18 protein-coding genes and 1 pseudogene are annotated in these 20,620 nt (G+C 66.2%); 4 read left to right on the top strand and 15 right to left on the bottom strand.

The genetic code is table 11. The annotated features are described in order from the left end of the window. Positions 1-12: 12 nt before the first annotated feature. Genes ACIA76_RS20665 through ACIA76_RS20720 form a run of 12 tightly spaced genes read right to left on the bottom strand, consistent with a single transcriptional unit; the run spans position 13 to position 13,056 of the window. Positions 13-1,263: an ATP-grasp domain-containing protein gene (locus ACIA76_RS20665; protein ID WP_397153448.1), complete on the bottom strand. Its 1,251-nt coding sequence runs from the start codon at positions 1,261-1,263 to the stop codon at positions 13-15. Further along, a complete protein-coding gene (locus tag ACIA76_RS20670) occupies positions 1,263-2,567 on the bottom strand; it encodes a cation:proton antiporter (protein WP_397153449.1) in 1,305 nt (434 codons plus the stop codon). Before ACIA76_RS20670 ends, ACIA76_RS20665 begins: the two co-directional genes overlap by 1 nt. Positions 2,568-2,574: 7 nt before the next feature. Next, on the bottom strand, positions 2,575-3,126 hold the full coding sequence (locus ACIA76_RS20675) for a dCTP deaminase domain-containing protein (RefSeq protein WP_397153450.1): 552 nt from the start codon (positions 3,124-3,126) through the stop codon (positions 2,575-2,577). Further along, positions 3,123-3,671 (bottom strand): hypothetical protein, encoded by a 549-nt coding sequence (locus ACIA76_RS20680; protein WP_397153451.1) that lies wholly within the window; start codon positions 3,669-3,671, stop codon positions 3,123-3,125. Before ACIA76_RS20680 ends, ACIA76_RS20675 begins: the two co-directional genes overlap by 4 nt. Then, positions 3,671-4,729 (bottom strand): hypothetical protein, encoded by a 1,059-nt coding sequence (locus tag ACIA76_RS20685; protein WP_397153452.1) that lies wholly within the window; start codon positions 4,727-4,729, stop codon positions 3,671-3,673. Before ACIA76_RS20685 ends, ACIA76_RS20680 begins: the two co-directional genes overlap by 1 nt. A gap of 47 nt (positions 4,730-4,776) precedes the next feature. Beyond that, on the bottom strand, positions 4,777-5,217 hold the full coding sequence (locus ACIA76_RS20690; protein ID WP_397153453.1) for a type II toxin-antitoxin system RatA family toxin: 441 nt from the start codon (positions 5,215-5,217) through the stop codon (positions 4,777-4,779). A gap of 2 nt (positions 5,218-5,219) precedes the next feature. Beyond that, the gene (locus ACIA76_RS20695; protein WP_397153454.1) at positions 5,220-5,777 is read right to left on the bottom strand and encodes a DUF6031 family protein; all 558 of its coding nucleotides are present in this window, start codon (positions 5,775-5,777) and stop codon (positions 5,220-5,222) included. Beyond that, complete coding sequence (locus ACIA76_RS20700; RefSeq protein WP_397153455.1) at positions 5,774-6,874, bottom strand: DUF6001 family protein; 1,101 nt, start codon at positions 6,872-6,874, stop codon at positions 5,774-5,776. The genes ACIA76_RS20695 and ACIA76_RS20700 overlap by 4 nt, the downstream gene beginning before the upstream one ends. Further along, positions 6,859-8,547: an alkaline phosphatase family protein gene (locus tag ACIA76_RS20705; protein ID WP_397153456.1), complete on the bottom strand. Its 1,689-nt coding sequence runs from the start codon at positions 8,545-8,547 to the stop codon at positions 6,859-6,861. Before ACIA76_RS20705 ends, ACIA76_RS20700 begins: the two co-directional genes overlap by 16 nt. Next, positions 8,544-9,320, bottom strand: coding sequence for an HAD-IIA family hydrolase (locus tag ACIA76_RS20710; protein ID WP_397153457.1), 777 nt, complete (start codon positions 9,318-9,320; stop codon positions 8,544-8,546). The genes ACIA76_RS20705 and ACIA76_RS20710 overlap by 4 nt, the downstream gene beginning before the upstream one ends. Continuing rightward, entirely contained in the window at positions 9,317-10,552 is a 1,236-nt protein-coding gene (locus ACIA76_RS20715) for a hypothetical protein (RefSeq protein ID WP_397153458.1), read from the bottom strand. The genes ACIA76_RS20710 and ACIA76_RS20715 overlap by 4 nt, the downstream gene beginning before the upstream one ends. Then, complete coding sequence (locus ACIA76_RS20720) at positions 10,549-13,056, bottom strand: dCTP deaminase domain-containing protein (protein WP_397153459.1); 2,508 nt, start codon at positions 13,054-13,056, stop codon at positions 10,549-10,551. Before ACIA76_RS20720 ends, ACIA76_RS20715 begins: the two co-directional genes overlap by 4 nt. Before the next feature lie 382 nt (positions 13,057-13,438). Between ACIA76_RS20720 and ACIA76_RS20725 the strand changes: the two genes are divergently transcribed. From ACIA76_RS20725 to ACIA76_RS20740, 4 genes and pseudogenes are all read left to right on the top strand, one after another. Further along, entirely contained in the window at positions 13,439-13,921 is a 483-nt protein-coding gene (locus ACIA76_RS20725) for a DUF6444 domain-containing protein (RefSeq protein ID WP_397153502.1), read from the top strand. Beyond that, positions 13,825-14,469 (top strand): annotated as a pseudogene (locus ACIA76_RS20730) (transposase). The gene ACIA76_RS20725 and the pseudogene ACIA76_RS20730 overlap by 97 nt, the downstream one beginning before the upstream one ends. Before the next feature lie 60 nt (positions 14,470-14,529). Then, positions 14,530-15,798: an acetyl-CoA carboxylase biotin carboxylase subunit family protein gene (locus ACIA76_RS20735; protein ID WP_397153460.1), complete on the top strand. Its 1,269-nt coding sequence runs from the start codon at positions 14,530-14,532 to the stop codon at positions 15,796-15,798. Next, on the top strand, positions 15,795-17,024 hold the full coding sequence (locus tag ACIA76_RS20740) for an MFS transporter (protein WP_397153461.1): 1,230 nt from the start codon (positions 15,795-15,797) through the stop codon (positions 17,022-17,024). The genes ACIA76_RS20735 and ACIA76_RS20740 overlap by 4 nt, the downstream gene beginning before the upstream one ends. Positions 17,025-17,712: 688 nt before the next feature. Here ACIA76_RS20740 and ACIA76_RS20745 read toward each other — a convergent pair. Genes ACIA76_RS20745 through ACIA76_RS20755 form a run of 3 tightly spaced genes read right to left on the bottom strand, consistent with a single transcriptional unit; the run spans position 17,713 to position 20,604 of the window. Then, positions 17,713-18,504: a cysteine hydrolase family protein gene (locus ACIA76_RS20745; protein WP_397153462.1), complete on the bottom strand. Its 792-nt coding sequence runs from the start codon at positions 18,502-18,504 to the stop codon at positions 17,713-17,715. Beyond that, positions 18,501-19,319, bottom strand: a complete 819-nt coding sequence (locus tag ACIA76_RS20750; RefSeq protein WP_397153463.1) for a class I SAM-dependent methyltransferase — start codon at positions 19,317-19,319, stop codon at positions 18,501-18,503. Before ACIA76_RS20750 ends, ACIA76_RS20745 begins: the two co-directional genes overlap by 4 nt. Before the next feature lie 34 nt (positions 19,320-19,353). Beyond that, positions 19,354-20,604, bottom strand: a complete 1,251-nt coding sequence (locus ACIA76_RS20755; RefSeq protein WP_397153464.1) for an ATP-grasp domain-containing protein — start codon at positions 20,602-20,604, stop codon at positions 19,354-19,356. Between the last annotated feature and the right edge of the window lie 16 nt (positions 20,605-20,620).

The following is a 20,620-nucleotide window of genomic DNA, read 5'->3' on the forward strand; positions in this document are numbered from 1 at the left end:
TTCCTCCCAAGCTCAGGCGATGTCATAGAACCCGTCGCCGTCCAGGTAGCGGGCGGTCGCGTAGTCCCGGAGCAGAGCTGCGGGCGATTCGTTGAGTAGGTGGACCAGCATCGGGTAGGAGAAGTCGTTGGTAGTCTGCGTGATCGGGTCGCCGGGGCGCACCCGCATCAGCACGTCGTGGTAGCTCTCCAACGCCTGAAGTTCGGGCAAAGTCGGATATCTGGTGAGGGTGCCCGAACGCGGTGAAATCATGTTGACGCACACCGCGTGCCGTTGGATCCGGTAGTCCTGCCCGCATCGTTCGGCGAACCGGTCCAGCTGTATATAGGCGTCTAAGGTCCACTCCAGCTGGCTCTCCCCGATTGCGGCGTCCACCAGCACTGGCAGGTCCGCCCCACAGATACGCGCCCCGGTCTCTACCAGCCGCGGTCCATGCTCGGTGAGCTTGAGTTCGGTGTGCGCGGGTCCATTGCGCACCCCTAGGGCGTCGAGAACCCGGAATGTGTAGGCGACGAGTTGGTCCTGTTCGCTTCCTCTGCGGGGCAGTAGGTGTGAGCCGCCAAGCAGGTCGCGCACCCCATTGACGTTGAGGTGCCGGGTGGAGTGGATGTCGCAAACGTAGTGCGTGCCCTCGAGACTCACCGTGTTCACGTAGTACTCGACACCCAGCAGGTACTCCTGCGCGAGTACGGCGTTGTTGCGCAGGTCCAGCGCGCTGTCGGTGTCGACGAGCTTGCCGAAGGCGTTGAGTACGTCGGCCTCGGACTCGCAGAAGAACACTCCGTCATTGCCCGCGCTGCTCACGGGCTTGATCACCACCCGACTCGCGCCGAATTCGGCGTACCAGGCGAGGAGGGTGTCCTGGTCGGCGGCCAGGACCTGTGCTGTACCTGGGATACCTGCGGCCTTCACCGTCTCGACCATCTGGAACTTGTTACGGCGCGCGCTGCTGTGCTGGGTGCCGTTGGAGCGCAGCCCGAGCCGGTGGCTGAGCTCGTCGGCCAGTTCGACTCCGCTCTCGATGCCGGCGAACAAGGCGACGGGTGTGTACGCGGCCACCGCTGAGACAGTCTCTGCATGCGAACCCGTGTGCACCACGTGCGCGGCGAAGTCCTCACCGTGGAAGGACGGCGCGTATACCGTCGGGACCTTCGGGGTGCTCTGCACATGCACGCACCGGTATCCGCGATCCGCTAGCAGCGGGGCGAAGTAGCGTGCGGTGGAGTACGCGTCCACGATCGCGACGGTGGGGTTGGTGACCATCAGCTATCCTTTCCTCGGGCCGGCACCGGCACGGTGGTCTCGTCTCGGGGGAGCACGCTGCGTGTGACAGCGGCTTCCAGCCATGAGCCGGCCAGCAGCGAGGTGACCACCGCGGTAAGCAACAACGTGGTGAAAAACGTCGCGTTGACGATCCCTGCGTCCAGCGCGATACCCGCGAGCACGATGCCAGGCCCCCCTCTTGCGTTCAGCGCTGCGGCGAGGGCTGCCGAGCGCGGCGGCGGACTACCTGCGATGCGTGCGCCCATGTACACGCTGGCCGCCTTGATCACGCAAGCGAACCCGATGAAGCACAGTGTGAACAGCGCATCGAGGTGGTGGACCAGGTCCAGCTTGAGCCCGATCACCGCGAAGTAGATCGGGATGAAAAACGCGGTCGCGAACTTCCGGATCGCTGCGACCGGCGGTCTCTCGGTGCCATCCTCGGTCGGCGCGGACGACAGCCCGACCACGAACGCCCCGAAGATCGGCACGACGCCCAGGAACACACACAGCGCCGACATACCCAACAGGAGGGCCATGCCTTGCGCCATGCCTTGCACGAGCGGACGGCCCGAGGGGCCGCGAAGCCAGCGCGTGCAGAGGAATGCGAGCACGAAGAACAACACGGGAGTGACGGCGTGATAGGCAATCGCCCCGGCCTGGCCGTCGATGCCGAGCAGTGCCTGCAGGCCGAACACCACCGGTTTGCCATGTTGGGCCAGGCCCAGCGCTATCGCGATCACCACATTGAGAACGACGTCCTCCAGCACGGCGACCGCCAGCACGATCCGGGCGAAGCTGGTCTGCAGTATCCCCAGGTCCAGCATGATCCGAGAGATCACCGGGATGCTGGTGACGGCGATCGCGATGGCGATCACCAAGGTAAGCGCGGGCTGGCTGTCCGCGCGCCCGATGATCGACGCGGGATTGGTCACCCACGCGAATCCCAGACCGAGCAGGAAGGGGATGACGATCCCTGTCACCGAGATGACCACGACTGGACGGAGCTCACGCACGTCAAGCATGGTGCGCATCTGCGTGCCGGCCAGGAACATCAGCAGCAGGAGCCCGAACTGATACACCACGCCGGTCGCGGCCCCTGCCGGTCCCCCCGGTGGGAACAGCCAGCCGGTGACGCCGGGGGCTGCCGCCCCCAGCACGGTCGGGCCCAGCAGCAGGCCGCCCACGATCTCGCCGATCACCACGGGCTGGCGCAGGCGGCTGAACAACCGGCCGACCAGATGCGCGCTTACCAGCAGTAGTCCCAGCCCAGCGAACATCCGGAAGAGGTCGATATCTTGCACGAGGTCGTCAGCTCCCGACCAGCTGATGGTCCAGCGGTTCCGGTCGGGCGTCGAGGCTCAGCCGCGAGGCCACCGCGGAAGCGGATCCGACGTACTTTCCGGCGTAGGGCGTGGGTTCGCCCTGCATCGACCAGAACGCGAGCTTGCCGATGACCATGCCGGGATACACCCGGACCGGTGCGGCGACCGTGATCTCCAGCGTCCACGGGAAGAGCGCGCCGCTGTGGCCGAGTGGGGCTGAGAACTGGATCCAAATCCCGAGGGTGGACACCGACCGGCAGGCGTAGAGAGTGGCCGCGTGGTAGGGACTGCCCATGGTCTCCATCGTGCCGCCGAGGTAGAACCGGCCGGGTTCCAGCACCATGCCGTCCTCGCCCATGACGACGCGGTGGGTGCTCGCCGGGGTGCGGCAGTCGATGATGTCCTGGTCGTAGTAGAGGATGTCCGAGGCGAGCCGGAAGCCGTAGCTGTTGGGTTCAAGCCGAGTGGTGTCAAAGTCGTCGATGCGGATCCGGCCAGCGAGCACTTCGCGGTGGATGTCAGGTCCGGTGAGAATCACAGCCAGCTCCCCAGTAGGTCATGAACGGTGCGGCGGTAGGCGTCCAGCTCTGCACTGTTGTCGATCACCACGTCCGGCTCGATTAGGTCAAGTTGCGCGGTCGAGCCGTCGGTTCGGGTCGGGTCGCCACGTCCGGCCAGCCGGGTGGCGCGCACGTCCTGGTCTGCGGTCACCCTGATCACTCGGAAGCTGCGGGCACGCAGCGCGACAGCGTCGATGTACGGATCCCGCAGGTCATCGTTGACCACGATGTCGGCGTCAGTCCGGTCGAGCCGGTCGAGGAAGTCCTCGGCGAGCGACTCGGGCCGGATCCGGCGCAGCGCGGTGGCCAACGCCTCCATCAGGATCTGGTCCTGCGCGCCATCGGCGATTGGCACCCGGGCCACGCGATACACCTGGGACTGCAGTTCATACAGTGGCTGTGCGAGCTTGACTCGGCCGTAGCGCAGGCCGCGCGCCGCCGCGAACTCCTCGATCAGCGACGCGCAGGTCGACTTCCCGCATCCGGCCAGGCCGATTACCGCGACCCGTAACGTCTTACTCATCAGGCACCGCCTTCAAGCAGCGCGGACGGGTCGACGTCCAAGGTGCCGCGCAGCCGGATCATCGGGGTGCCGGCAATGTGGCCGGGCAGCCGCGAGAGCGTGGCGTAGAAGTTCGCGTAGTCCGGGACGAGGTAGGACTGCCAGGTGAAGAACGTGGTGTCCGCCTGCTTGTCGATGATCTTGTTGAGCTGGGCCCACCGCTCGTTGGTGTCGGTGAGTCGCCAGGTGCGCAGGGGTTCGCCCGGCCTGACCTCTGGCAGGAGGAAGGCGGCCAGGCGCTTGGGTGCCGCGGAGAACTCGCTGCCTAGCCACGACTCGAAGGTGTCGGGGTCGAGCAGGATCTTGTCGGTTGGTGGTCGGTGGTCGACCTGTGGGTCGGCGCTGTCACGGACCAGCGTGGCGAGCTTGTCGTCGGCCAGGATCGTGCCGACCCCGACGTAGGGGTAGTCGCGCCAGGGATACACCTCGACGCCGCCTTCGACCAGTTGGCAGAACAGCTTGTCGCCGGTGAAGTAGGACCAGCCGGGTTGGCGCAGCGCCGATAACAGTGTGGTGGTCTTGCCTGCTCCCTTCGGGCCGGCAATGGCGAGCGCGTTGCCGTCATCGTCGCACACACCCGAGGCGTGCAGCACCACGGTGCCCAGAGACTCTTCGTTGCGGATCACCAGGTCCCGCACGAGGTCGAGGACCTGAACCGTGGACGCCCCGGTGATCGCCAGCTCGAACCGGTTGTCCTGGCGCGCGTCGCGGGGGGTATCCAGCAGGGTCGCCCGGTTGATGTAGCGCCTGCGGTCGCCCTCGTCGACCACGTGCGCGTCGAAGTTGAACTCGGCGGCGTTGCTGCGCCGGATGACCTGTTGCTCGGCGGACCACACCGCGGGCTCGACGTCGATGTCCGGGTAGTAGGCGCGTATCTCGATCCGGAACGTGGGCTCGCCGGCAGGGTCGTCGTGCAGGAGGTGGCGGAAGAAATGCTGGACCGGCGTGAACGCGGGAAGCGCGTCGGCTGCCACGTCAAACCGCACGGTTGTATTGAGAAAGTTGAGGTGTTGGATCACGCGAAATCCGTATCTGATCGTTGGTTCGGTCGCTGCCTACGTGGGGCTTATGCCGCGCCTGCGACCGCGCGCACCATGGCGTCTGCGTATGCCTGAAAGGACTGCACCCAGATCGGGTTGAGCAGTGGGGCGAGCCCGTCGATACCCAGGTGGAACTCGATCCGCAAGCGCAGCGTCGTATTGCCATCGGTGGGAAGTAGGTCCCACGTGCCGTGCAGCTCGGCGAGGTCGCCGGTGACTTGTTCAAAGGCCAGCTGCTGCTGGGAGTGCAGCGTGGTGCGCTGCACCCAGCTCACCTTGCTGCCGTTGAGCAGGACGGTCCAGTTCTCGTGACCGTCCGGTGTGCCGGACACGTCAAGCACGTGGTCGATGACGTGGGGAAAGCGTGCACTGTCGGTGAGCACGTCCCACAGCCGGGCGGGCGTGATCTGGGCGGCCACGATCTGTGCGGTGACCGACGGCATGGGGGACTCCTCCTGTGTTGCCATGTTCATGCGTCCTTCATAAAGGGCGTCAAGAGGCCGACGTTCAGTCCTGTCGCCCGCGCCAGCCGGGCCCAGTCCTGCAGAGTGCGCAGCATGTCGCGCTGGCCTTGCGCGATGAGCCGGTCGGGTAGCTCGCCGGGGAACCCGGCGAGCAGTCGTTCCCACAGCACGATGATGTCCTCGACCTGGCAGGCGGGGCCGCCGAAGTCTTCATCGAGCCCGAAGATCTCGGCGAGCTCGACGCCGGAGGCGTCCATCAGGTCTTGCATCCCGTACTCCAACGCGAGCGCGAGACAATGCGCGTCGGCGACCGGTGACCGGCCGGCGAGCCGGTTGTCGATGTCCACCAACTGCTCGAGCATCCGCAGCTTGGCGGCCTGCTGCATATGGGGCTGACTGGTGCCGCCCTCCAAGTCCTCGATGTACGCGCGGCCCTCGGCGAGCATCAGCCAGGCCACTTGCAGCCAGATCTCGACAGCGGGGGCGGTCGCCCTGCCGTGGCCGGCGCGCAGCGCCGGGTAGACCGCCACCGAGGCACCGCGAGTGCCCTTCTGAGCGCTCATCGGTTGTCCCCCTCGTGGTAAGCCACAGCGACCGTGGCGATCCCGGCACGTAGTGCGCGCAGCAGGATGCTCGCCGTGGCCTGGTCGATCGTGGTCAGGTCGGTCAAGGAGATTTCGCCGGTGGGCAGCACCGTCCCGTCCGGCACGGGCAGGGCGGTGTCCCCACACACAAGGACCCCTGCCCCAGGCAGGAACGAGTGCACGTGTGCGTCGACCGGCAACTGCGGCTGCACAGTGATCCGGCCAGCCGCACCAGTGACGGCAGCCACTTCGGTGGTCAGCGCCACGTAGTCCTCGGCAAGGCGCAGCTCGGCGCCCGCAGCGACGGCAGCCCGCAGCCCGATGCGCAACCGCTCGAGCGTCCGCGCCGCGCTGCGGTAGGCGTCGTCGTGCCAGCCATCACCCGGGGTGAACCTGGTCCAGCGCAGCAGATACCACTTGCGGGTGGTGTAGACCTCACCGTGCAGCGACAGCACAGCGTCCATCAGGTGCAGCAGCACGTTGTACGCGTAGCCGACCCGGCCCCGCAGCTCGCCGGCCGCTTCGGCAAGGCACAGGTGGACTGTCTGCTCGACTGCGTTCTGCAGAGCAGCGCGCGACCACACCAGTGCTAGTGCGGGCAGGTGCTCGAGGTAGGGCGCTGTCCCATCAAGGGTGATTCCGTTGACTATCCGCTCGGTCTGTTTGCGGCGCGGCTCGAATCGTTTGTCCCACCCGCGGAAACCGGCAACCACCGCAGCGGGCGGCCTGCTGGCCAGGACCGCGAGCTCATCGAGGTTGCGCTCGAGCTCAGTGGCCGAGAACGACACGACCTCGAGGTGGTGCCCCTGCTCGAAAATCTTCGTGGAGATCCGCGGACCGTCAATGGAGTCCTGCTGGATCCGAATGAAGTCCAGATCGCTGGTGGCGTTGGCCAAGCCCTGCACCGGCGAGCTGGTGAGTAGCAGTTCACCAGCGCCGACGCGCTCGCGCATCAACTCCGCCAGGGCGGCCGCACCCAGCCCGCGGCTGGTGAGGAAGGTGTGGACCGCGCGATGCCGGGTGGCGACCAGCTCCTCGGGTGCAACGTTCAGCAGGCGGCTTAGTGCGTCGCCCATCGTGGTCGTCCTCCGTTCGACTTGAGGGAAGGCGCGGCGAGGGTGGGACGTTCGCCCGCTCCGAGCTGGTGCAAGACAAGCTGAGCCCCGAGGGTGTTCTCGACAACGCCGAGGTCTAGATCAGCTGGGATGCCCGGTCCCGCGGCGGCGAAGGCAGCGTGCAACCGGGGGTCGCCGGTGTTGACTACGTGCGCGCCGCTCTTGGCTAGCGGGCGGACTACCGCACCGCCGTCGCAGTCTGCACTGGGCTGGTAGTTGTCGGCGAGCACGACGTAGGTGAGTGCACCCGCGTTCTGCTCGGTCACCGGCTGGGCGTGCGCGTCGAGGAAACCGGTCACCACCCGAGTGCCCTCCGGCGCGGTGATCTCCCGCAGGGCGGCCATAGCGTCACGCATGGTGTCACCGACGCGCTCGGCAGGTACCACGCCACCGGGCAGGAGTTCGTGGTTGACGCGAAGCGAGCCGTTGTTGGCCGGGTGATAGACCACCTGGGACCTCTGCGGGTCCAGCGCCCCGGATGGTGTGCGTGCCGCCAGCCCGGCAAGGACAAGCTGCTCATTGATGTGTACGAGGTGGCTGCTGCCCACCATGCCGTGGTCGGCACAGAGCAGGACAGTGTCCGTCTCGCCCGCCCGGTCGAGCACCATGCCGAGCACGGCGTCGGCCTGGCGGTAGCAACTGCTCAGATGTGTCCAGGCCTGCTCGGCGATATCCGGACGGTAGGCCGCACTCTGCTCGTCGCACCAGCCGGCAAGTTCGTGCCCGACGTCATCGGTCCACGGCAGGTAGATGACGACGAGGTCGGCATCGTGGCACGAGAGCACCGCGTCGGTCGCCGCACCGAAGGACTGCACCACACAGTCCACTGAGGACAGGAAGATCTCCTCGGCCGTGCCGTCGCCGCCCTCGACCAGCCGAGGGCCGAACAGCCCCGTCCGGTAGAGCGGGCCCACCCCTTCGCCCGCGAACACCGGTGTCCTGGCTAGTGCCTGCACCAAGCGGCTGTCGGTACCGCCGGTCCGTGCGGCCCACGCCCCAGTACGCACGAGGGCACGGCCCTGTGCAGTCGCCAGGTGGCGGACCCAGAACCCGGCACCACCGGGTAGCTCGACGGGCACCCAGCCGCGCTCGACGGTCAGCTCGTGCTCGATGTCGCCGATGTACAGCCGTACATCGTGCGCTGAGATGTCCACCAGTACCTCGTAGGGGCCGACTCCCCATCGCAGGCGGCCCGGCTCGCCAAGGGGCAGCACATCATGGCGAGCCAACCTGTTGCTGTAGGCCTCGATCGCACCGTCCACACCGGAACCGACAGCACCATCTTCACCAAACACCCATGGAGCGTGCACGAAGGCGCTGCGCATTCCGTGCTCGGTGAGCGTCCGCCATACCGGCAGGCGGGCGGGGAAGCCGGGTGCGAACCCTGATCGGTGGCCTGTGAGGCTGTCGAGGTCCGGCACGGTGAACCCGGTGACCTCGTGTTCCTGCGACCAGGCGCCGGTGAATAGGGTGGCAAGCGAGGGCGGCGTCTGGCAGTTAGGGGCAGGTGGCATGGCTGCGGCGCGCACACCGCCACCACGCAACCTGCGTACGGCGGGGAGCATGCCCTGCCGGTCGAGCCGGTCGACGATCCAGTGTGCTGCGGCGTCCCAAACCACCCAATAGACGGTCATAGCGCATCACCAGCCAGCAGCGCGGGCAGGTCGGCGATCGAGTCGATCGTGGCGTCGGCGCCCCCGGCCAGCCCTTCCGCAGTCTGGTCGGCGTACTTGCCGGTGCGCACCTGGACGGTGCGCGCGCCTACGGCGCGACCACCCGCGATATCGGTCGTCGCGTCATCCCCGACCACCACGCAGTCGGCCGGCCCGCACCCCAGTGACGCGGCGGCCAACTGGAAGAAATCGGCCGAGGGTTTGCCGAGTACCCGCGCCCGCACACCCGCGGCGTACTCCAGGGCGGCGACTACCGCCCCGGTGTCGAGGTGATCACCGTCAGGCCGCTTGAAGTACCGGCCGCGGTGCAGAGCGACCAGCTCCGCCCCGCCGCGGATGGCTCGGAAGGCCCGGTCCAACGCTGGGTAGTCCAGCACGTCACGGCAGTCGCCAACCAGCACGTGCGTGTAGGCCTCCGTGTTGTCTGGCGCGGCGAACTCCGGGCGCAGCACGGTGGACACCAGCGGCAGGACCCTGGCACCGGTGTCCGCGGCGAACAGCACCTTCGCCGCGGACACCGGCGTGAACAGGTCGGCAACCGGCACGTCGAGCCCGATCCCGGTCAGCTCATCCGCGACGGCGGCCGGTGGCCGCGAGTCGACGTTGGTCAAGAACCGCACCCGCCAGCCCAGCCCTCGCAGTGAGCGGACCGTGTCGGCCGCGCTGGGCAACGGGCTTCCGTGCTGGTACAGGGTGCCTTCCAGGTCGAGCAGCAAGGCCCCAGGCTGGGTCATCGGATGTCCTCGGCCAGCTCGGGGCGGGCGGCAACAGCGTCGAGCAGGAAGCTCATCTTGGAGTAGTAGCCGCGCTCGTCGGTGAGTCCCTGCTCCCGCAGGAACACCTCCAACCAACCTGCAATCACGGCGAGCTCATCGAGCACGGCCTGCTCGTCCGGTTCGACGGCCGTTCGGCTGCGCAGGTACTCCAGCTCGCACTGGTTGAGAACCACATCCGGGGCGTCGAACAGGCTGACGTGGTCGAAGAAGATGCCGTAGACGTGGCCAGTTCGGGCGGACTCGAAGTTGACGTCGTAGCGCACCCGGCGAAACGCCGGCAGTCTGGTCGCCGACACACCGAGCTCGTCGCGGACGTAACCGGCGAACCCGTCGGCCGGCTGCACTCCGTAAGTGTGGCTTTCCCTGCGCTCGAATGAGTCTCGAGCGAACCACTTGCGTTTGACCAGGTTCTTGCCGTCGGTCGTGGGGATGAACGAGACGTACCCGCGGTCGGGCTCTGGGTCGGTCACCTGAAACAGATGGTTGGCGTAGTCCCACGCCTGGAACTCGTCGCGGTACTCCATCAGGTAGCCGGGCAGGTCACCCGCCCGCAGCCGCCGGTACAGCTCGGTGGTCAGCGTCCAGATGTCCGCCGGGGGCGTGAGGGTGTACTTGTACTCCAGTTCCTTGCCAGCAAAGCACTTGCGGTAGTAGCGCTGATGGTTGTTGAGGAACACCGACTGCTCGGCGTGCAACGCGATGGCCGACGGTAGCCAGCCCAGCCCCTCGACATCGGCGACGATGATGGGCTGCGCGGTGATTCGGATAAAGCAGGCGTCTTCGGCTAGGAACCTGATCTGGGTGTGCACGTGCACCTCGTGGCCGCCCTCGACAGGGCGAACGCTGAGGTGGAACAGCGGCACGATCGGTGCGCTCGCACTGTCCTGGGTGGACACATCGGCGATCAGGTCGCGCAGCGCGGCACCCGGTTGCATGGCCGGGAACAGTTCGCCGCCGTGTGCCGTGGCAGTCGTGACCGGCCCGCCGCCCGCTGTCCGCGCACGCAGCTCGACCTTCCCAAGCTCATCCCAGGTCACTACGACGGTGTTGCCTGGGAAGTATCGATCGACTGGTTCAGCCAGGGGCACGAGCACCAGCGGATCCGCCGGGCCGGGGACCGAGGTGGCGTTGAGATGGTGCAGGCCACCCACTACCAGCCAGGACGACCAGTCGATGGTGTCGGTACTCACGCTCGATCCTCCCGGTTGCCGGTCAGTACAACGGTGCCGTCGCTGATAAGTGCTTCGCCGCTGCCGGTGACGCCCGGCGTGGCCACCGCGGGCACCCGGGCCTCCCGCAGCAGGATGGCCAGGTGGCCAAGCGTCGACCCCTGATCGAATACGAATCCGGCCACCTGTCCAATGAGAATGGACAGCACGGCGTAGGGCCTGCTCACGTGGATGATCGGCGGTTGGGTCGATGCGGCCACCTTCTCCAGGATGTGCGCGAGCCCGTCGTACTCGGCGACGTCGGTCGAGCGGTCGATGCTCACCGCGGGTCCGATGGAGAGCCTGCGCAGCATCTCGTCCTCGTTCAGCCGCAGCAGGGGGCCGCGTGCGGTACCAGGGGAGATCTGCACGGCACCGGCCGTGGTCATGGTGACCTCGTCCGCGCCGAGGACTGAGTAGTCCACGAAGTACAGTCGGCCCGCCGAGTACACCCACTCCAGGGTGACCTCGCCATGCTCACTCTGCATGGCCGTAGTGAGCCGTGCCAACTCGGCAAGATGCGGCAGCAGCAAGGCCGCTCCGTCGTCGGCGGTAACGTTACCGGGCGCGTCCAGCGCCTGACTCAGATCGGAGACCACGACGGTGTGCCCGCCCGCCGTTCCCCGGTTGAGCGCCATCAGCCCTTCTGGGGTGTACTCCACGACCAACCCGGCACCGGCACCGGCACGCCGGGATATCACGCCGAGCTCGCCCCGAATGAAGTCACGTACGACTGCGGCGCGCAGCGTCGAGTCCTCCTCTGCGGCGCCCGTGACCTCGGCCAGTTTGGACAGCACGTCGTGTTTGGGCAGTACGATCTGGCGCAGCGTGTCACCGAGGTCGAGTACGCACTCGCGGGATTCACCGGTGGCCAGTGTGTCCCGCAGGTGTGCTGCGGACCGCTCGTCGTGCAGGCCGCGGCCGTTGAACTGCAGCACCCAGCCCGCGCCGGTGGCGACATCGTTGGCCTCGGCCATCCGGTATGCCGGTGCCCGCTTCGCGATATAACCGGCGTACACGCCCGCAACCTCACCAAGGTGGACGTCAGCGGGCAGGTCGTCAAAGTAGAGGCGGTAGGCCCCCGCGACCGGCGTGGCCGAGCCGCGCGGCTGGTCGGCGCTCGCCGTCAGCGGGCGGACCTGGATCAGGTGTACCCCGGTGTCGTCGGCGGCCCACTCGACATCGACGTGCTGCTCCCGCAGTTCGCGCAAGGCACCAACCATCGCGACGACCTCAGCCAGTACTGCCCGGTCAGACTCCGGGGCCTGCGACAGAGCATCCGAGGTCGCCGTGCGCGGCACGGCGATTCCAGCGACGAGCTGGTCGGCAAGGCCCTCTACGTATTCCAGCGCGACCTGCTCACGATCATCGGGGGTCAACCCCGTGAAGGCCACTCCCGCCAGCCGCGGCTGGACCATCGCCTGCACGATCACCGCGAGCCGGGGAGTGGAGTCGAAATCGCCGGCCCTGACCCGGGCCGCGACCGCAGGCGTCTGGTAGTAGGAGGCCCAGCACTGCTCGATGGCGGTCACCACCCCGTCCAGCCCCTCAACGTCGAGCACGCTGTGGTGGATGCCGGCCAGGCTGCTGCCCACGGTGTCCTCCGCAAGACCCGAGGAACGCACGGCGAACCGCTGTCCGGTGGCGGCGCCGAACACCTCGACCATCCGCGTTCGCAGCAGCGCACGTGCCTGGTCAGGCACCCGCACCGCACCACCGAGCTGGTGGATGCGGGCGGCCGACTCGGTGAAGAACGCACCGACGGTGGCACGCAGGTCGGCGAACGCGTCGGCAAGCGCGTCGCGCCGCTCGACGGTCATGGCATCGGCCAGTTCCCCCGCGGGCACGCAGAATGCAGGCGGCACCTGGAACTGGCGGCTGCTCTGAGCAAGTGCGGCGAACTTCGGCCCGACCTCGCCAGCATCCGCGGTCGCGCCCAGACCGGGGAAACGCTGCCGAGCGATCTGCTTGTCGAAGTCGACGTGGATGTCGCTAGAACGCGGCCCGGTCGAGCCTTGGTATTTGCCGTCGTAGAGCACGACCTCGCCCTGCGGCCGCCACCACATCATCTGGCCGATGTTGATCCCGGCGTACACCCGGACCCGGTTGAGCGTGTAGAGCTGGAGCGTCCACTGGCCCTTATAGCCGATGTCACCCAGGCTTGCCGACAGATTAATAAACATACCCAGCCGAGCAACCGAGGAGCGCGCAGCGAAGGTCGGGGCATAGTGATCACTCCCCAGCACTTCTATTGTATGTGCGAGGTACAGTCTGCCCGGTTCGAGTACGTAGCCCTCTTCCGGAATGTGAATCTCGTCGAACTCGTTGTGATTGCGCGCGTCGAGCGACACGTCCCGATAGACGCGCAAAGTATCGCCGAGCCGAAAGTTGTAGCTGTTCGGATTCACTTGTTCTGGTACGAACGGAGCGATGGTAATGCGTCCGTTGGTCCATTCTCTTTCAATCTCACTACCAGTCAAGATCATGTAGCCCCCCTTGTAAAGCCACTCGTTCAGGGCGTTTGCGCAGCATCATCCGCCGCGCCGCAGCCTTGGGGAAAAGCATGTCAGCGGCACACGGAAGGCACCGCTCCCCTCTCGATCGCTGCACGCGGAGGTGAACACGATCCCCCCGTTTATGTGAATCGAAGCTGAACGCTAACATCACGTAACTCGGCCACCAAGACTGTGTGACCCAGCTCACTGAAGATAGTCAATCAGGTTGTGTGACTGGCTGTTTGGTCGATGTGGCGGCTTGACTGGAGGCGTGACTACTGGTCAGCTTGCGTGGTGTCTGACGCATGTGCCCATGCCGGCTGTCGAGCAGTTGCTCTTGGCGTTGGCCGAGCGGGATCGGCTGATCGAGGAGATGCGGGCCGAGCTCGCCGAGGCGAGAGCCCAGATCGTGGAGTTGAAGCGGCAGTTGGGGCAGAACTCGAAGAATTCCTCTCGCCCTCCGTCGGGAGATCAGTTGCAGCGCTGCCCATCTCGTGCCGAGCGGCGTAAGCCTGGAAAGCAATCCGGCGCAAGGGGTTTCACGCGGCGACGCGCCGGCGATCCTGACGACAGGCGTGATCATGTGCCGCCGGAGTGCGGTGGGTGCGGTGGCAATCTTGCCGCTGCGCAGACGGTGAAGGTGATCGCCCGGCAGGTCTGCGACCTGCCCGAGATCACCTCGGTTCGGATCGTTGAGCATTGCCCGCATTCACGGCGATGTAGGTGTGGGCATGTCACCGACGCACCCGCCTGGCGGGAGTGGCCACCCCGATCTCTTACGGGCCACGGCTGCGGGCGTTGGCGACCTATCTCGTTGTATATCAGCATGTTCCGGTTGCGCGGGCGGCGGAATTGATCGCCGACGTAATCGGGGCGAGGGTACCGACGGGGTGGATCAGCTCGGCGACAGCCGCCGCCGGTGAGGTTCTCGCCGACGCCGATGCTGCGATCCGCGCTCGGTTGATCAGTTTGTATCTGCTGCATGTCGATGAGACCTCGATCAACGTCAACGGGGACAAGTGGTGAATCCATGTCGCCTCCACAAAGATGCTGACCGCCTATTTCCTGCATCGTTCGCGGGGCCGGAAAGCGGTCGACGAGTTCGCGGTCCTGCCGTTCTTCACCGGGATCGTCGTACACGACGCCTTGGCCGCCTACGACGGCACCGATTACGCGGACGCGACCCACGCCCTATGCGGTGCCATCAGCGGAAACCCCGGGGTCCCCAGCACCATCCTGAATGGTTACCACCGAAGTCTTCCAGCATTGCATGAATGCATGCATATTCAGACCGCGTGGATGTCCACCTGGTGGATCCCCTTGATTACGGAAGGCAACAGCCGCTACAGTCCTGCACTACTCCCGGGGGCGATGTCGACTTGCCGCCCGATTAGACGTACTTAGGCGGGTCCACTCCTCCAGCGTTGTGGGGAATAGTTCTGGCATTGAAAGGGAAAGAATCAGATGGTACAGACGCAGGGGGCGGAGCCGGCCGAACGGCCACTGCTGCTCGTGATCGCCACTGGACCGCAGCGCTACCGCGAGTACGTGTTCGCGTCGATGGCCGCCCGGTACCGCATACACCTGCTCAACACCGCCGCGCCAACCTGGGAGCAGCCCTACCTGACTGGCTGGACGGTCGTCCCAAGCACCGATGCCGACGTGCTGATCATCGCTGCCCGGGACCTCGCCGCGCAACTGCCGGTGTCTGGCGTGCTCAGCTGGGACGAAGCGCGGATTCTGCAAGCCGCGCTCGTCGCTGAGGACCTCGGCCTACCGGGAACGGGATCACAGACCGTGCTGCGCTGCCGGGACAAGCACCAGACCAGACTCGCATTGGCCGCCGCTGGCGTGCCGCAGCCGGCCTTCGCGGTGGTCGGCACGGTAGACGAAGCCTTGGCAGCGGCCGAGAAGATCGGTTACCCCGTCGTGCTCAAACCACGGGCGGCCGCGGCGAGCTACGGTGTGGTGCTTGTGCGCGACGCCGGCGAGCTCGCCGCACGATTCACCTTCGCCGACGAGGCAACCGTGCCGCACGCGCCCCGCTACCCCCAAGCAGTGCTGGTCGAGGAGTACCTGGACGCGCCGGAGATCAGCATCGACTCGGTCGTGTTCCAGGGGCGCGTCGAACCGCTCTTCGTCGCGCACAAGGAAATCGGCTTCGCCCCGTACTTCGAGGAGATCGGCCACCGGGTGAGCAACGCCGATCCCGTGCTCGCCGACCCCGACGCCCTGAAGGTGCTGCACGACACCCACGCCGCGCTCGGTTTCACCAGCGGCTGGACCCACGCGGAGTTCAAGCTCACCCCGCAGGGACTCAAGGTAATCGAGGTCAACGGCAGACTCGGCGGCGACCTGATCCCCTACCTGGGCATGCTCGCCTCGGGTATCGACCCCAGCCTCGCGGCGGCCGACGTGGCCTGCGGTCGGAAGCCTGGCACCACCGCGCAACGCGCGAAGGTGGGTGGGGTGAGGTTCTTCTACCCCGAACACGACGACACCGTGATCGAGTCGGTGGAATTCGACGCAGGCACCTTGCCCCCGCAAACCGACCAGGTCGTGCCGCTGGCCGAGCCCGGCAGTGTCGTGTCGCCGCCGCCCAACGGTCTGGTGTCCGGGCGGATCGCCTTCGCCACCGTCGTCGCCGATACTCCACAAGCCTGCATACAGGCACTCGACCAGATTGCGACGACGCTGACAGTCCGCATCGCGCACGCGGGAGCACAACGATGAGCGCGGCGAGCACCGAAGAGTCGGCCCAGGCCAGCGGAATCCTCGTCACCATGCGGGAAGCGCCGCCCGCAGTCCGAGCGTTGCTGCTCGGCGTGCTGGTGAACAAGCTGGGCGCATTCCTACAGGTTTTCCTAGTGCTCTTCCTGACCGTGCGAGGATTCTCAGAAGTACAGGCCGGCCTCGCGCTCGGCGCCTATGGCGCGGGCTCAGTGCTCGGCGTGCTCGCCGGCGGGATGTTCACCGACCGCATGGGGCCACGCTGGACCATCGTCAGTGGCATGGCGGGCACCGCCGCGCTCTTACTCTGCCTGCTTTACCTGACCAATTACCCGGCCTTACTCGCCACGGTCGTCATCGTCGGTGCGATCAGCCAACTCTACCGACCTGCGTCGGCGACACTGCTAGCCGAGCTAATTCCCGCCAATCGTCAAGTCATGGTCTTCGCGCTGTACCGCCTAGCATTCAATATCGGCACCACGCTAGCCCCTCTACTGGGTGCCGCGCTGCTGTCGATGTCCTACGAGCTGCTGTTCTGGGGAGAGGCGGCGACGTCGGTCGGATACGCGGTGATCGCCCTGTGTGCCCTGCCCGCGCGGGCGGGCGCGGCGACCGGAACGACGAACGAGCAAACGCAGGACACCACCTCCGGCCGCGGATACCTCGCGGTCCTCGCCGATCGCCGGTATGTCGCGTACCTGGTCGCGATGCTCATCAACGCCGCAGTCTACGTGCAATACCTCAGCACGCTGCCACTGGCCATGCGGCAGGCAGGCCTGGAAGTGTTCTGGTACGGAGTGATGGTCACGATCAACGGTGTCGTGGTGGTCACCTTCGAACTACTGATGACCAAGGTCGTGCAGCACTGGCCGGTGCGCAGGGTACTCGCAGTCGGATTCACCATGCTGGGCGCAGGCCTCGCGCTCTACGCCCTGCCCGGCGGGCTGGCCGTGTTTGCCATCGGAACGCTGATCTGGTCACTGGCCGAGATCATCGAGGGACCCACAATGTTCGCCTACCCCGCGCAGGCCGGTCCCGAGCACCTGCGCGGTCGCTACATCGCCGCCGCGCACGCGATGTTCGGAGTGGGATCGGCGCTCGGACCCATCATTGGCGTCGCATTGTGGACCGGCATGGGCAGCCAGGTTTGGCTGGTCTGCGGTCTCGCCTCTATTCTGGCCTTGCTGCCGGGTTGGTTTGGCACCAGGGTCGCCCCCGACCGCCGGTGATCTTCACTCAGCGTGATCGCAGTGGATCGAAACTTGGGTAGTGGCGTTGCCTCGATCTGCGATAAGAGCGAAAGTCCAGGAAAGCTGGATGCGCACCGTTCGACGACCTGATGGCTCGACAACCTGAGTGCATGCGTCCACAAAGTCAGCATCAGTCCAGCAAACATCCAGGCCGACAATAGAACTTCACGAACGACGTGAGATATGTCGAAGGACCAGAAGGCGAACGGCTTCGCCGCGAATTGTCCTGCGTCGGACGCGATCTCCTGCTAGGCCTCTATGCCGGCGCGTCGTGCGAACTCGGCCAATCCCGGCTGCGGCTGGTCTCCGATGTGCATCAGATCGCGGACGCAGGCATGCACGCCCTATCCCGCCGGCGGCGAATCGACACCTTTTGTTATTCGTGAGCTTGTCAACTTCGCTGTGTTCTTCCGGAGTTCTCCAGTACGCGCCGACCCGGAGGAGAACCCGTGATCACACCCGAACCTCGCACAACCGCCATGAACAGCGCCGCTCGGATAGTTTCATTTGTTCAACGAATGATGGATTGGATATTTCTTTGCAGAAAGAATGACGCGAACAAAAGTCTTGGCTGAGCGCATCCCCACCGAAACCATCCTCGGCGAGGATGCGCGGGTCGACACCTACACATAGGATCCCAGATGGTATTGAGGAACAAAAGCGGCAGCTACGGCACCGAAGCGGGCTGTCCGGTTTCCGCCGGAAGGGCGGACAGCAGGCTCTGTGCGGAGGCGGTGAAGCCGAAGCAGTGGCGGACGTTATACACCGTTGCCTGCATGCAGAACTCTGGCGACGTGGTCCCGACCGCGTCCTCGAGCAGCACCGCGTCGTAGCCGAGACAGGCTGCGTCGGTAAGCGTGGCGAGCACGCACTGGTCCGCGTTCACCCCGGTGAACAGCACGGTGTCCACGCACAGATTGCGCAGGATCGAGTCCAGCGGCGTATCGAAGAAGCCACTCATCCGGTGCTTGGCGACGTGGACGTCGGCGTCCGCCGGTGCGAGCCCAGCGACCACCTGGGCCGACCATGAGCAGGCCTGCAGCGCGGGCGAGCCGGAACCAGCCAGTGGTGCGCCGATGCCACGGCCTGTTGCGGCGATGTCATAGGCATGCAGGACGTTCGGCGGAAGGTTGGCGCGGTCCGGACGGCTCCCCCAGTTCAACCAAATCACCGGCACTCCTGCTGCGCGCAGCGGCGGCAGCAGGCTGGCGATCGCGTCGACGACCGGCCCGACACCGGAGACGTCCAGGCCGATAGAGGCCAACCAGCCGCCCGGATGACAGAAGTCGTTCTGCATGTCGATCACGAGCAGGGCGGTGCGGGCCAAGTCCACGGTAAGCCGCTGCGGCTGCGCCTCGAAGGTCGCCGGCAGCGGCCGCGATACTGGCCGACGCAGATCCACCTCCCTGGCGCTGACCAGCCAGCTGTTGCGCGGTGTCGGGCCTAGGTGCGTCATCATCCGTGGCTCCCCCTCGGCTCAGCCTCCTGCAGCGGACCGGCGACGGCGCAGAGCAGTTTTACCTCGCCGCGTTGCCACACCGTGCCGACCTCTACGAAGCCGGCGGCGTGTAGGGCGTCGACGTGGACGGACAGCAAACCGGACGGGCAGCCGTGCTTTTCGCCGACGAAGCCGCGCCGCTTGCGTTCAGCGACGGCGTCGGCGAAGTGCGGGTCCGCCAGCACGTGCTCCCACCAGTCACCCCAGCCCTCATCGTTGCCGTCACGGAACCGGCGCTGTGCCTGGCGCTCGAGCATCGCGCGATCAAGCCGAGTCAACGCGGGCGATGTACGACCGTCACGCTCCAACTCGTCACAGTTGACCAGCAGCCCCGCAGGGCGCAGCAGACGTAGGGCGTGCACGTACACCTCGGCCAGGGCCGCCGGATCCAACCAGTGCAGCGCCGTGATGCTCACGATCGCGTCGGCGGGACGGTCCAGGCCGAGGGCGTCGGGCCAGTCAGGGGCGTTCAGGTCGGCGTCGACCAAGCGCAGGCCTGGCAGGTCGGCGTGTGCGGCGCGGCCGAGTTCGAGCAGCAACGGGTCGGCGTCTATGCCGACGACGGTTGCGCCCGGAATGCGGTCGATAAGCCGAGAACCGACCGAGCCCGGCCCACAGCCCAGATCGACGACGAGCGGACCATGCTGGCCACATGTCAGCTCGACGGCGTCGATCAGCGCTTCGAACTGAGCGTCCCGCTCCGGCAGGAAACTCTCCTGCTGGCGATCCCAGCGCTTAATCCAGTCACGTGCGAGTTCGCTGTGAACTGACGACATAGACACCTCCGGTATGGCTTGGGTAGGAACAGCTTCACGGCAGCAAGTCGTAGAAGTCGGGGCCGTCGAGGTATCGGATGGTCCCGGCGTCGCGCAGGACCGTCTCCTCCGACTCGTGCATGAGAATGACGGCGGCAGGATAGGTCACGTCATCCACGGTGGGCACGATGCTCCCGCCGGTCTGCACAAAGACGCGCATCTCGTGGAAGCTCTCCAGCTCGCGCAAGGCATCCAAGTGCCGGTATCCCCTGAGTACACCGCTCACAGGACTGATCAGGCCGACGAACGCACAGAACGACGGCTCGTCGAAGTCGTCCTGATAGGACGCAAGATAGCGGTCCGGGTTCAGGTACGCCTCCACGGCCCAGTCCAATTGAGACCGACCGTGCGCAACCTGTGCGTAGTGCGGCAGATTCGCACCGGAGATGCGTGCTCCGGCCTCGACAAGCATCGGCCCGTCTGCGGTCATCTTGACCTCGACATGGGCCGGTCCGTACGCGATGCCCAGTGCGTCGAGCACCTCGAAGGTGTAGGCGGCAATGCGGTCCTGCACCGGTCCGCGGCGCGGCATCAGGTACGCGGTCTCGGAAAGGTCCATCACCCCGTTGGCAGAAATCCGTGCCGTGCGCCAGATCTCGCAGACGCGGTGACGACCGTCCCTGCTGACCGTGTTCACCATGTATTCGGTGCCGCGCAGATACTCCTGTGCCACGGCGCCAATGTTCAACTGAGAGTATACGTTCTGATAATTGACGATCTTGGCGAACGCGGTGGCGGATTCCGCTGGTGTGTCACAGAAGAACACACTGTCCCCGGCACCGCTACGCAGTGGTTTGACCACGATGCGGCCGCCGATCGATTCGTGCCAGTCGACCAGTTCAGCCTCGGAGTCGATGCGTTTCTGGCGCGCGCCCGCGACCCCGGCGCGCTTGATCGTCTCGATCATGATGTACTTGTCGCGTCGCGCGGAGCTGAGCTCGACACCGTTGCCGGGCAGGCCAAGTTCGGCTGCCAGCGTGTCGGCGAATTCGACTCCGATCTCACCACCGGCGACGATCGCCATCGGGTCGTGGGCGGCCACGCGGCGTGCGGTTTCGGCGAAATCACCGTCGTGGACAATATTGTCCACGTAATAATCGAGGTCGAACGGCGCCCGATAGAACCGCGGCACCTCGGGTGTGCTCTGCACGCGCACCAGAGCGGCGCCCGCCTTGTGGAATTCGCGAACGAGCACTGCGGTCGGGGCGTAGGAGTCCACGATGACCACGAGCGGTGAGGCTGACATTGGCACCTTCCAGGGG

This window comes from Nocardia sp. NPDC051570, assembly GCF_044454005.1.
Classification (GTDB): Bacteria; Actinomycetota; Actinomycetes; order Mycobacteriales; family Mycobacteriaceae; genus Nocardia.